A 13,263-nucleotide genomic window follows, 5' to 3' on the forward strand; every position below is an offset into this window, starting at 1 on the left:
AGCATGATTAAAGTTGACCATTTAAGCCACTCCTTTAAGGTTGGAAAAAAAGGAAATGAAAAAGAAATTCCGGTTCTGAAAGATGTAACACTTGAAGTGAAAAAAGGGGAAATTGCATCGATTGTCGGCAGAAGCGGTTCCGGAAAATCGACTTTGCTGAATCTTGTATCAGGTTTTATCCCGCCGACAGCCGGAAAGATTCTGGTAGACGGTACACTTGTTACAGATTTCAATGAGAAAGAGTGGGCAGAGTTCCGGTTAAACACATTCGGGTTTATTTTTCAAAGCTTTCAGCTGATTCCAAGCTTGACGACATTTGAAAATATTGAACTTCCTTTGACATTAAAGGGCATACCTTCGTCTGAACGCAAAACAATCGTGACAGAGATGCTTTTTCGGATTGGGCTTGAAAACCATTCATCCCATTATCCGAATGAACTTTCTGGAGGTCAGCAGCAGCGTGTTGGAATTGGCCGAGCTTTAATTACGAATCCTGAAATCATCCTGGCCGATGAGCCTACAGGAAGCCTTGACAGTGAAACAGAAAAAGAGATTCTTCAGCTGATCAAAGAATTAAACGCTGAAAAAGGCATTACTTTTTTCATCATCACGCATGACGAGGAAGTAGCTGCATACAGTGACCGCAGATTTGAACTTCAAGATGGTGTGCTAAAGGAAGGGGGAGTTCCGGTTGAAATTTAAAGATCAGCTAAACTTAGTGAAACGCAATATGAAAAAAAACCGGATGCGGGTATTTATGACCATCCTTGCGACAACGATTGGCTGCGCCTTTTTAATAGTTCTTGCGTCTGTTGGATTCGGCATGCAAAAAAGTATGCAGGAGGAGCTGTTAAGCGCACAAAAGCTGAATGAAATTCAAATCAGCGGTAAAGAAACAGACGGCAAATATGAAGAAACTCGGGCGGCTCAGATAAATGAGCTTGAGAACATGAAGAATGTTGCAGCGGTAGTGAGAAGATCAGGTGTTTCTCAAACTGCTGAAAAAGTCGTAAAGCTTTCAGACAGAACAGCTTATTCTGCGAGTCCCATTCTCACAAATATGGAACAGGAGCTCAAAGGGAATTTAGAACTTGAAACCGGAAGTATTCCACAAAAAGACAATGAAGTCATTGTGGGCTATCACTTCGGGAAAGCCTTGCTTACTGAAGAAGAAAGAAAAACACAGAATGAAATCGATCAAAATTCGGACTCAGCTCTAACGCCGCCAGAAGGATACAACGGGGAACTGATTGGGAAAGAAATTGTGTTTTCAATGATCGAGCAAGTAGACGGGAAGCCTGCAGAGAAAAGCTGGAAATTTAAAATTACGGGGATTGCAAAAGAGCCTGCAAGGGATTACATGGAGGATGCATCTGTCTTTATCAGTGAAAAATGGAAACCTGAAATAACAGCTTTTGCTGAGACGGCAGATGGAGCTTCAGAATTTGAAATGGCTGAGTATGATCAAGTCCTTGTTTATACAGCAAGTATTGATCAGGTAGAAGGGGTCACTCAAGCATTAAAAGAAAAGGACTATCTTGTGTATTCAATTACCGAAGAACTGGATAATTTGAATTTATTCTTTAATGCATTTAAAGCAGGACTGATTTTCATTGGAACGGTAGCAGTACTTATAGCATCAATCGGAATTTTTAATACGATGACAATGGCTGTGACAGAACGCACACAGGAAATTGGCATCATGAAAGCAATTGGTGCGCAGCCTGGAATCATAAGAAGAATATTCCTATTGGAAAGTGCATTTATTGGCATACTTGGCGCTTTGCTTGGAGTCGCGCTTTCTTATGTCATTAGTTTGGCTGCTAATTTCGCTATCCCACTCATCTTAGAGTCGGTCTCAGAGGGAAGTATGGATGGAGTAAATTTTACCTTTTCTTCTATCCCGCTCAGCCTTGTCCTGATTGCAAGCGGGATCAGCGTGGGAGTAGCAATTGTCTCTGGTTTGAGACCTGCTGTGAAAGCTACTAACATCAATGTCCTTTCTGCACTGAGACGTGAACTATAATAAGAAGCAGGCCTAATTTGTCTGCTGAGAGGAGGGTTCAGATGAAGAGAGGAATTCTAAATCTGCTGATTGCGTTTATCTTCATGCTCTTATTCTTCCTGCCTGTTAAACATTTTCTCAGCAGCGGAATGAATATATCCGTACAGAATTCAACTGGGCACGAGATCAGCGGTCTTGAAATTACGTATTATTACAATGATGAAAAAATACTCATTCCTTCACTGAAACCGAATGAGGAGTTTGAGATTAAGATTGTGCCGGATGAGGATTTCAGTGAGAGCTTCATGCAGCTTGTTTACACAGATCAAACCGGTAAGCTGAGACAGGAAATGATATTCGGCTACTTTGAAAAAGGGTATAAGGGCACTGCGAAAATAACGGCAAGTTCAGTGAACAGCAAGGGAGTTATTACATTCAAGGTGATTGAAGATTTGAATGTATATTGAGATTGGCAAGGTTGTATCCTACCTAATCAAAAAGTGCCTGAAATGTACTAAAAGTAGATTATTCATGAAAGATTTCATTTACTTGCTGAATCGAGTGAAATACTTGCCAGAATGCTGCTTTTACTTGCCCAATATGGATAATACTAGCCGAAATAGAGGAAATCCTATCTTTTTTCCAGGATCCTCCTAATTAGTGCGCCGCAGAGCAAGTATTTTGCGTTGTCCTAAATCATGAGAAAAAACGATTCGACAACTATGAATACTAGTCTGTTTCTGGGATGTGAACATCCGCTCAAGTATTTCTTTATTGCATTCTCCGCCAAAAAGGACTACAATCTTCAATGGATTAAAAAAGACGCGAAGGCCGGATGCTTTCGTGCTTTTTTGTGAGTTTTTTTAAAGGAGGTTTTATCATGCCGCGTTCTTTATGGCTATTGATTATTGGCATGCTGATCAATGTAACGGGATCATCGTTTCTATGGCCTTTAAATACGATTTATATTCATGATCATCTCGGCAAATCGTTAACCGTTGCCGGAGTTGTTCTGATGTTAAACTCTGCTGCGAGTGTGGCAGGTAATCTGATTGGGGGTGTGTTATTTGACCGCTTTGGAGGATACCGCTCCATCTTAAGCGGAATCATCCTGACGTTTGCGGCTATTTTAGGTCTGGTGTTTTTTCATGGCTGGCCTTCATATATCTTCTTTTTGACACTTGTAGGGTTTGGATCCGGAATTGTGTTTCCTTCTATGTATGCACTTGCTGGAACCGTTTGGCCTGAGGGCGGCAGGAAGGCATTTAATGCCATTTATGTCTCTCAAAATGCAGGAGTCGCTGTCGGAGCAGCACTTGGAGGATTAATTGCAGGTTATTCTTTTCAATATATTTTCATCGCAAATGCAGCCTTGTATGCTGTTTTTTTCTTGCTTGCATGTTTCGGATATCGAAATATAGCTGCACGTCCAGCAGCACAAACATCGATCCTTCAGCAGTCATCTAAAGTGAAAAAGAATGATAAATTTTCTGCCCTTATTATTCTTTGCGCAGGATATGCACTTTGCTGGGTGGCCTATGTACAGTGGCAATCCACAATCGCTGCACATACTCAGGAGCTTGGCATTCCGCTTACCCAATACAGCTTAATATGGACTGTCAACGGGGCATTAATTGTTTTTGCCCAGCCTCTAATGAATACCTTTGTTAAGTATTTTGCTGAATCCATTAAAAAACAGATGATGATAGGGTTTGTTATTTTTATCATTTCGTTTGCAGTGGTTTCGTTTGCAGATGCGTTCAGCGGATTTATGGCAGCGATGATTATTTTGACAGTTGGAGAAATGCTTGTGTGGCCGGCTGTCCCAACGATAGCAAACGACCTTGCACCTAAGGGGAAAGAAGGTTTTTATCAGGGATTCGTCAACAGTACAGCGACAGGCGGAAGGATGATTGGTCCTCTCCTCGGCGGGGTCCTGGTGGATATGTACGGAATGAACATGCTGTTCCTCGTTTTGATTGGCTTGCTTTTTCTTGCAATGTTCACAACCTCGATCTACGATAAAAAAATGAAAGAACAATCTATTAGTGAACCAGCAGTGAGTTCATAAGGAGAGAGGCGCAAACAGGCGCTTCTCTTTTTTTAATCTTAGGAAGGCAACCGTTTTCACAGCATTTGTGATACGATGATAAAAATGGGTTAATGGGTGGGAGAAACAATGTTCAATCAAAGCTTTCCATATGCAAAAGAGATTTTTGAAACCGTTATTGAAAATGCATTTGCCTGGATAGTGATTGTAGATGATAAAGGGAAAGTCATTTATATGAACGAAGACTATTGCAGATTTCTTGAGGTAGACCGCAATACCGTACAAGGACAGCATGTAACGGATGTGATCGAAAATACAAGAATGCATCTGGTCGTTCAGACTGAAAAAGAAGAAATTGCAGATCTTCAATACATTAGAGGCAACTACATGATTGCCAACCGAATTCCGATTTTTGCAAACGGGAAGATTGTCGGAGCGTTTGGGACCGTTATGTTCAGAGATACAAAAGAGTGGAATGAAATGAACAGCCAGGTGAGGCATCATTTATCATCTATTCAAAAATACCTTGATCAGCAGGAGCAGACGGGTGCGAAGTATACGTTAAATGATATTAAATCAAATTCAAGAAAAATTTTAGAATTAAAAGAGAAAGTGAAGGCCATTGCTGCAAGTGACAGCTCTGTTCTTTTAAGGGGCGAAAGCGGGACAGGAAAAGAATTATTTGCTCATAGTATTCACCAGCTGAGCCACCGCAATGATCAGCCGTTTATTAAAGTGAACTGCGGGGCTATTCCTGAGCATCTGCTTGAATCTGAACTCTTCGGCTACGAGGAAGGAGCGTTTACTGGAGCAAAAAAAGGCGGAAAGAAGGGGAAATTCCAGCTCGCAAATGGAGGAACCATTTTTCTTGATGAAATTGGAGATATGTCATTGCATATGCAGGTTAAGCTGCTACGCGTGCTGCAGGAAAAAGAACTGGAGCCTGTAGGCTCGATAAAAAGCATTTCGCTTGATGTCCGGGTAATTGCGGCAACCAATCGTCCGCTTGAATTGATGATGAAAGAAAATCGCTTTCGGGAAGATCTTTATTACCGCATAAGTGTCATTCCATTTAATATTCCATCGCTCAGAGAACGGATTGAAGATATAGAGACTCTGGTTAATCACTTCATGCAGAAAATATCCCTGCGCACAGGCAAACGGATTATCGGCATTCATGAAGATGTGATGAATACCTTCTATCAATATCATTGGCAGGGCAACATCCGTGAGCTTGAAAATGTCATAGAAGCCGCCATTCACCTGACTGATGATGTCATTATAGGCATTGATGCCATTCCTGAGTACATCCGGAACATTCATTCCTTCGAAACGGAAGATATTACGTTAAAAGAGATGATTGAAGAAACGGAAAAAAGGGTCATTATTGCTGCGTTAAAAAAATGGAGCGGCGATAAACAGAAAGCCGCTAAATCTTTAGGCATCAGCAAATCAAGCATGTATGAGAAAATACAAAAATATGAGCTTGCGATATAGTCCAGAATTTCGGAATGGAGTCCGGAATTCTGGACTTTTCCTTTTTCTTATACAGGCCATATCGCCTAGTTCTAATAAAACTTGTCCAAGGTTAGTTTATTTTCCGAAAAATCGGAATATAAACTAAATCTGTGAACGATTTTTTACTCTTTATCCCCTTTTTTAAAGTTGGCACGGCTCTTGCATATATAATAGCGAGAACAAAGAAGGGAGGATCTTTATGAAAACACTTCATCAATCATTCACCGATGCCGTTAAAGATATAAAAGACGGATCGACGCTTATGGTCGGCGGATTTGGTCTTTGCGGCATTCCAGAAAATCTGCTGCTTGCTCTAGTAGAAACAGAAGTAAAGAATTTGACTGTGATCTCCAACAATTGCGGTGTAGATGATTGGGGTCTTGGACTGCTTTTGAAAAATCGTCAAATAAAAAAAATGGTGGCATCTTATGTTGGCGAAAATAAGGAATTTGAACGTCAGGTTTTATCAGGCGAGCTTGAGGTCGAGCTTTTGCCCCAAGGCACTTTAGCTGAAAAGATCCGTGCCGGAGGAGCAGGTATACCAGCTTTCTTCACACCCGCTGGAGTAGGCACACAAATCGCAAAAGGGAAAGAAATCCGCGTTTTTGATGGAAAGGAATATTTACTTGAGACTGCACTTACGGCCGACTTCAGTCTGGTCAGGGCTGCCAAGGCAGATAAGTGGGGAAATTTAATTTACAATAAGACAGCTCAAAATTTCAATCCGATGATGGCAGCTGCCGGAAAAATAACGATTGCGGAGGCAGAGGAAATTGTCGAGGCGGGAGACTTAAATCCAGAGCATATCCATACACCAAGCATTTATGTTCAGGGCCTGATTCAGGGTGTACAGCAAAAGAAGATTGAGAGATTGACCGTTCAAAAAGTGTAATGGAGGTGAAAAGGATGACAGGAGAGAAGTATTCACAGAGGGAAAAAATCGCAATAAGAGCCGAACAGGAAATTGAAAGCGGTTACTATGTAAATTTGGGAATAGGTATGCCAACCCTTGTCGCAAATTTTATTTCGGAAAATAAGCAGGTGGTGCTGCAATCTGAAAACGGTCTTCTCGGAATTGGGCCATTTCCGTCAGAAGATCAGGTGGATCCGGATTTAATCAATGCGGGGAAAGAGACCGTTACCGCGATTAAGGGGGCAAGTTATTTCAGCAGTGCAGAATCTTTCGGAATGATTCGCGGGGGACATATTGATCTCGCCATCCTCGGAGGAATGGAGGTATCGGCTGCAGGCGATCTTGCAAACTGGATGATTCCCGGAAAAATGATAAAAGGCATGGGCGGCGCTATGGATCTTGTGCATGGTGCGAAAAAAATTGTGGTGATCATGGAGCATGTCTCTAAAAATGGAGCTCCTAAGATTGTAAAGGAATGTTCGCTTCCCCTTACCGGGAAAGGCGTAGTAAACAGGATAATAACAGACCGGGCTGTTATAGACGTGACTGGGGATGGTCTGAAGCTTATTGAGGTTTATGACGGGTATACTGTGGAAGAAATTCAGGCGATTACAGAGCCTGAACTGATTGTCAGTGAACAGCTTTTAAAACAGAGACAGTTGGATTAGGGGGAATGTAAATGTTGAGTATGATCGGGTTAATCGGCGGTCTGGCATTATTAATTTTTTTAACAATGAAAGGAATGAACCTGCTTGTTGCAGGTCCATTATGCGCATTATTTGTAGCGGTTCTGAGCGGAATGCCGCTGTTTCCTCAGCTTGTCGGCGAAGGGGAAGCCAATTTTGTAGGAAATTATATGACAGGGTTCTCAAGTTTTGTTACCTCATGGTACTTAATGTTCTTGCTTGGAGCCATATTCGGAAAGGTTATGGAGGACAGCGGTGCAGCAGACAGCGTTTCGCAGTGGATCGTATCCAAAATTGGGATGAAGCGCGCTGTTTTGGCAATTGTTATTGCCTGTGCTGTACTGACATACGGAGGCGTAAGCTTATTCGTTGTAGCGTTCTCTGTGTACCCGATGGCTATCAGCTTATTCAGACAGGCTGACCTGCCGCGCCGTTTTATTCCGGCGGCACTTGCATTTGGTTCTGTTACGTTTACGATGACTTCAGCCGGTTCTCCTGAAATTCAAAACTGGATCCCAATTGAGTTTTTAGGTACAACTCCGTATGCAGGCTGGGAAGTCAGCTTGATCGTTGCCATCTTCATGATGATTTTCGGCTACTGGTGGCTGAAACGAATGATCAGCAAAGCAGTCGGCAAAGGGGAAAGATTTGAAGCGAGGGATAATGATCCTAAAAATGAAAACCGTGATTTGCCGAATCCGTTCCTTGGACTGGTTCCGCTCCTGGTCGTTCTAATCATCTCATTTATTTTCCATGATTCATTAAAGCAGTCTGCTTTAATTATCGCTCTCCTTGGCGGTGTAATTGCGACTTATTTATTAAACAGAAAATATTTCAAATCGTTCTGGAACGCTGTCTCCGAAGGAACGATGGGTGCTCTAATAGCAATCGGAAACACAGCAGCTGTAGTAGGATTTGGCGGCGTTGCAAAAGCAGTGCCTGCATTTGAAACCGCTGTTAATGCAATGACGAGCATTCCTGGAAGCCCGCTGATCGGCGGAGCCATCGCGGTCAGTGTTATTGCCGGTATGACAGGTTCATCATCTGGCGGCCAGGCGATTGCCCTTCCATTACTTGCGCCACACTATTTGGATATGGGAGTCAATGCGGAAGCACTTCACCGCACAATTTCGATTTCTTCCGGAGCGCTTGATTCATTGCCGCACAATGGTTATGTAGTTACTACGGTTCGCGCGATTTGCGGAGAGTCTCACCAGGCAGCATACGGAGCAGTAGGAGCCGTAACTGTTATTGTTCCTCTTTTAGGCACAATACTTGCTATCATCTTGTTCTCTCTTGGACTGGGAATCTAATACTGGAGGTTTACGATTTTGGTAAAAGATCAGGTTGTTTTTATAACAGGAGCTGCGCAGGGCATTGGCTTTGAACTGGCAAAGGCTTTTGCCGAAAACGGTGCTAAAGTGGCCCTTACAGATTTAAACGAAGAAAAAGTAGCCGAGAGTGCCGAATCCTTGAAAGCATCAGGATATGAGGCAATTGGTATTAGATGCAATGTCACAAATGAAGAAGATATTGCGGCAGCCATTTCGCAGACTGTGGAAAAATTTGGTGCTATTCATATCTTAATGAACAATGCAGGACTGCAGCATGTCTCAATGATTGAAGATTTCCCGACAGAAAAATTTGAGCTTCTTATCAATGTGATGCTTGTTGCACCATTTATAGCCACGAAACATGTTTTTCCAATCATGAAGAAGCAAAAATTCGGCAGAATCATCAATCTGTCATCAATAAACGGTCTTGTCGGATTTGCCGGAAAATCCGCCTATAACAGTGCCAAACATGGTGTGATAGGATTAACAAAAGTTGCAGCGCTTGAGGGTGCTGAAGACGGCATCACGGTTAATGCCATTTGTCCCGGTTACGTCGACACGCCGCTTGTCAGAAATCAGCTGAGTGATCTTGCAAAGACAAGAAATGTTCCTCTAGAAAGTGTTCTTGAGGAAGTCATCTATCCGCTTGTCCCGCAAAAAAGATTGCTTCAGGTGTCTGAAATTGCTGACTATGCATTATTTTTGGCAAGTGAAAAAGCAAAAGGAATCACGGGTCAGGCAGCTGTCATTGATGGAGGCTACACAGTGCAGTGACGACTGGTACTTATCGCTTATTCTAAAAACCGAAAAAACGTTCGGTCTAGTGAAAAAGTATGACAAATAGTTTCCTGAAAATTCCTTCTATTTAATCAAGCTTGTTTTACCTCCATTCACATATAATGGAAGTAAAACAAGCTTCTGTTTTTTCATAAATCTGTACAAGCAAAGAGAAGCTTAACTATCTTGTACCTGAAGTCGCGTGCCGAAATTATTACGGCTTTAGGAAGGTGATCTTATGCTGCAGACAGTAGTTGTGGCGTCATTGATTGGGGGGTTAATGGGTTTACTCGGTCATATTAAAAAGAAAGGAAGGATAGAAAAACCAAGAATGACCAAACGGTTTATCTACTTAGGATTCTGGGAAGATATCGCAATGGGAATAACAGCTTCGATCCTGCTTGTTTTATCTACAGAACCCTCATCCTCATTTCAGCTTGTCGTGCTTTCTATTATCGCTGGGTACAGCGGGGAAGCGGTATTAAGGAGTTTTGACTTTGTCAGACAGCAGCAGGACAGCGCCGTGCAGCCAGAAAAAGACAATGAGCGTCAAGCAAAATAATCTCCTGATGACAGCAAACTCACTTCTTTATCTCTCAACATCTTACACTTCTCATTTCGCAGAAATTAAAATATCTCTGCCGCCCATCATCCGATTTCATCTTTTTCTTCATTTAACAACTTGCATCACGGTAACAAATTCTATAAAATACAATATATAAAGGTATACGATATGAACGGTGATAAGGAATAGTAGCAGACTATAGTTGTTCAGAGAATTGACGGCAGGTGCGAGTCAATCATCTATTGTCTGTGAACTCGCCTTTGAGTTACAGACGTCAACTGCAGTGCAGACTGCACAGTAATGTCTGTCGTGATCCACGTTACGGATGCTTAAGTGAGTGCCTACTGCTGGCGCTAAATTGGGTGGTACCGCGGGAAATCAAACCTCTCGTCCCTTATTGGGATGAGAGGTTTTTTTCTGTTGTACGGTTTAATCCGGGGGACAGCCGTTCAGACTGAATACTAAAAGCGAAGAGCAACGCATCAATTTGAGGAGGATTTAGTATGAGTTTTAAGCACGAAAAAGTTGAGAAAAAATGGCAGGATTACTGGCTTGATAATAAAACATTTAAAACAACAGAAGACAAAGGCAAACCGAAATTCTACGCGCTGGATATGTTTCCGTATCCATCAGGAGCAGGTTTGCATGTAGGGCACCCTGAAGGCTTTACGGCAACAGACATTCTGTCACGGGTGAAACGGATGCAGGGGTTCAATGTGCTTCATCCGATGGGCTGGGATGCATTTGGTCTTCCGGCTGAGCAGTACGCGCTTGACACAGGAAATGACCCTGCTGAATTTACGGCAAAAAATATTGATACGTTCCGCCGTCAAATTCAGAGCCTGGGCTTTTCATATGACTGGGATCGTGAAATCAATACAACAGACCCTGAATATTACAAATGGACGCAATGGATCTTCCTTCAATTATATAAAAAAGGATTAGCATACGTAGATGAAGTAGCTGTAAACTGGTGTCCTGCTCTTGGAACAGTTTTGGCAAACGAAGAAATCATTGACGGCAAAAGTGAGCGCGGCGGACACCCTGTTGAGCGCCGTCCGATGAAACAATGGATGCTTAAAATTACTGCTTATGCGGACAGATTAATTGAAGACTTGGAAGAAGTGGATTGGCCTGAGAGCATTAAAGAAATGCAGCGCAATTGGATTGGCCGCTCAGAAGGTGCTCACGTTCATTTCGGCATTGACGGTCATGAACAATCGTTCACTGTCTTCACTACCCGCCCTGATACTCTTTTTGGAGCAACTTATGCCGTGCTTGCACCTGAGCATGCGCTTGTAAAAGAGATTACAACGGAAGATCAGCAAGAAGCGGTTGCCGCTTATATCGATAAAGTGAAAAGCAAAAGTGATCTTGAACGAACAGATTTAGCCAAAGAAAAAACGGGTGTATTCACAGGCGCCTATGCATTAAATCCTGCAAATGGCGAGAGAATGCCAATCTGGATTGCCGATTATGTGTTAGTCAGCTATGGAACGGGAGCTATTATGGCGGTTCCGGCTCATGATGAAAGAGACTATGAGTTTGCAAAAACATTCGATCTTCCTATTAAAGAAGTAGTTGAAGGCGGAAACGTTGAGAATGAAGCTTACACAGGCGATGGACTTCATGTAAACTCTGACTTTCTTAATGGCTTAAATAAGCAAGACGGCATTGAAAATATGATTAACTGGCTTGAAACAAATAAAAAAGGCGAAAAGAAAATCACATATCGTCTCCGCGACTGGCTTTTCTCCCGTCAGCGCTACTGGGGCGAGCCGATTCCGATCATTCATTGGGAAGACGGTACAATGTCTGCTGTACCTGAAGATCAGCTTCCGTTAACATTGCCTAAAACAACAGAAATCCGTCCATCAGGTACAGGCGAATCACCGCTTGCCGTGATTGAAGAATGGGTGAATGTGACAGATCCTGAAACAGGCAAAAAAGGCAGACGTGAAACAAATACAATGCCTCAATGGGCAGGCAGCTGCTGGTACTACCTGCGCTATATTGATCCTAAAAATACCGAGCATCTTGCTGATCCTGAAAAAATTAAAGAGTGGCTTCCTGTTGATACGTATATCGGCGGAGCAGAGCATGCAGTTCTGCACTTGCTGTACGCGAGATTTTGGCATAAGGTTTTATATGACCTTGGAATTGTGCCGACAAAAGAGCCATTCCAAAAATTGTTCAACCAGGGTATGATTCTTGGCGAAAACAATGAAAAAATGAGTAAATCTAAAGGCAACGTTGTAAATCCGGATGACATTGTAGCAAGTCACGGAGCAGATACTTTACGTTTATACGAAATGTTCATGGGGCCGCTTGAAGCTTCAATCGCATGGTCTGAAAAAGGATTAGACGGAGCACGCCGTTTCTTGGATCGTGTATGGCGTTTATTTATTGAAGATAACGGGGCATTAAGTCCAAAAGTGACAGATAACATGTCTGACAGCTTAGAGCGTGTCTACCATCAAACAGTTAAAAAAGTAACGGAAGATTACGAGGGCTTGAGATTTAATACAGCCATTTCACAATTGATGGTCTTCATCAACGAAGCATACAAAGCAACTGTACTTCCAAAAGCTTATATGGAAGGGTTTGTGAAATTATTGTCTCCGGTTGCTCCGCATCTTGCTGAAGAATTATGGGAAAAGCTTGGACACGAAGGAACGATTTCCTATGAAACATGGCCAGCTTATGACGAAGGCAAATTAGTTGAAGATGAAGTTGAAATAGTCGTTCAGGTTAACGGCAAATTAAAAGCAAAACTGCACGTTCCAAAAGATGCAACACGCGAGGAAATGCAGGAAATTGCCCTATCTGATGCTGCAGTTAAAGAACAAGTAGACGGGAAGACCGTCCGTAAAATCATTGCGGTGCCAGGAAAGCTTGTAAACATCGTAGCAAACTAAGAAAAGCGGAACCGACTGTTCAGCTCCGACAGGCAGATAAGGATTCGGCAGAAAAGGCGCTTTTTGCCTTTACTGCCGAATCCGTTCTGACCGAGGAGTTAGGAGGTGGAGCTGGACAATAAGAAAAGCGGAACCGACTGTTCTGGCCGAGGGGCTAGGAGGTGAAGCTGGACAATGAGAAAAGCAGAACCGACTGTTCAGACCCGACAGACAGATAAGGCTCCGCCAGTAAAGGCGCTTTTTGCCTTTGCTGGCGGAGCCGTTCTGGCCGAGGGGCTAGGAGGTGGAGCTGGACAATGAGAAAAGCGGAACCGGCTGTTCAGCTCTGGCAGGCAAATAAGGATTATGCAGAAAAGGCGCTTTTTGCCTTTGCTGGCGGAACCGTTCTGGCCGAGGGGCTATGAGGTGGAGCTGGACAATAAGAATGGCGGAACCGACCGCTTAGCTCAGTCGAATTTGTTCTGACCGAGCAGTTTGACAGCGGATCTGGACAATTA

The 13,263-nt window shown here is 42.9% G+C and carries 12 protein-coding genes and 1 other annotated feature; all 12 genes read left to right on the forward strand.

Annotation, left to right across the window (positions count from 1 at the left end):
* The first annotated feature begins 3 nt into the window (after positions 1–3).
* The 12 genes from ABEQ24_RS03710 to ABEQ24_RS03765 all read left to right on the forward strand — a co-directional run bounded on the left by ABEQ24_RS03710 (position 4) and on the right by ABEQ24_RS03765 (position 13,066).
* Positions 4–702 (forward strand): ABC transporter ATP-binding protein, encoded by a 699-nt coding sequence (locus tag ABEQ24_RS03710; protein ID WP_430005514.1) that lies wholly within the window; start codon positions 4–6, stop codon positions 700–702.
* Entirely contained in the window at positions 692–2,026 is a 1,335-nt protein-coding gene (locus tag ABEQ24_RS03715) for an ABC transporter permease (RefSeq protein ID WP_430005515.1), read from the forward strand. The genes ABEQ24_RS03710 and ABEQ24_RS03715 overlap by 11 nt, the downstream gene beginning before the upstream one ends.
* 41 nt (positions 2,027–2,067) lie before the next feature.
* On the forward strand, positions 2,068–2,472 hold the full coding sequence (locus tag ABEQ24_RS03720; RefSeq protein ID WP_430005516.1) for a hypothetical protein: 405 nt from the start codon (positions 2,068–2,070) through the stop codon (positions 2,470–2,472).
* A gap of 413 nt (positions 2,473–2,885) precedes the next feature.
* Positions 2,886–4,076, forward strand: a complete 1,191-nt coding sequence (locus tag ABEQ24_RS03725) for an MDR family MFS transporter (RefSeq protein ID WP_430005517.1) — start codon at positions 2,886–2,888, stop codon at positions 4,074–4,076.
* Positions 4,077–4,184: 108 nt separating this feature from the next.
* Entirely contained in the window at positions 4,185–5,552 is a 1,368-nt protein-coding gene (locus ABEQ24_RS03730; RefSeq protein WP_430005518.1) for a sigma-54 interaction domain-containing protein, read from the forward strand.
* A 220-nt stretch (positions 5,553–5,772) separates the two neighbouring features.
* Positions 5,773–6,465, forward strand: a complete 693-nt coding sequence (locus ABEQ24_RS03735; RefSeq protein WP_430005519.1) for a CoA transferase subunit A — start codon at positions 5,773–5,775, stop codon at positions 6,463–6,465.
* Between the two features lie 14 nt (positions 6,466–6,479).
* Entirely contained in the window at positions 6,480–7,154 is a 675-nt protein-coding gene (locus ABEQ24_RS03740; protein WP_430005520.1) for a CoA transferase subunit B, read from the forward strand.
* Positions 7,155–7,165: 11 nt separating this feature from the next.
* A complete protein-coding gene (locus ABEQ24_RS03745; RefSeq protein ID WP_430005521.1) occupies positions 7,166–8,485 on the forward strand; it encodes a GntP family permease in 1,320 nt (439 codons plus the stop codon).
* Between the two features lie 18 nt (positions 8,486–8,503).
* A complete protein-coding gene (locus ABEQ24_RS03750) occupies positions 8,504–9,280 on the forward strand; it encodes a 3-hydroxybutyrate dehydrogenase (protein WP_430005522.1) in 777 nt (258 codons plus the stop codon).
* Between the two features lie 241 nt (positions 9,281–9,521).
* Entirely contained in the window at positions 9,522–9,845 is a 324-nt protein-coding gene (locus ABEQ24_RS03755; protein ID WP_430005523.1) for a DUF4257 domain-containing protein, read from the forward strand.
* 169 nt (positions 9,846–10,014) lie between these two features.
* Positions 10,015–10,246: a binding site (T-box leader), on the forward strand.
* 105 nt (positions 10,247–10,351) lie between these two features.
* Positions 10,352–12,766, forward strand: a complete 2,415-nt coding sequence (gene leuS, locus ABEQ24_RS03760) for a leucine--tRNA ligase (protein WP_430005524.1) — start codon at positions 10,352–10,354, stop codon at positions 12,764–12,766.
* 174 nt (positions 12,767–12,940) lie between these two features.
* The gene (locus tag ABEQ24_RS03765; protein ID WP_430005525.1) at positions 12,941–13,066 is read left to right on the forward strand and encodes a hypothetical protein; all 126 of its coding nucleotides are present in this window, start codon (positions 12,941–12,943) and stop codon (positions 13,064–13,066) included.
* The last annotated feature ends 197 nt before the right edge of the window (positions 13,067–13,263 follow it).

Source organism: Metabacillus idriensis (assembly GCF_050483325.1).
In the GTDB taxonomy this organism is placed as follows: Bacteria; Bacillota; Bacilli; order Bacillales; family Bacillaceae; genus Bacillus_P; species Bacillus_P idriensis_A.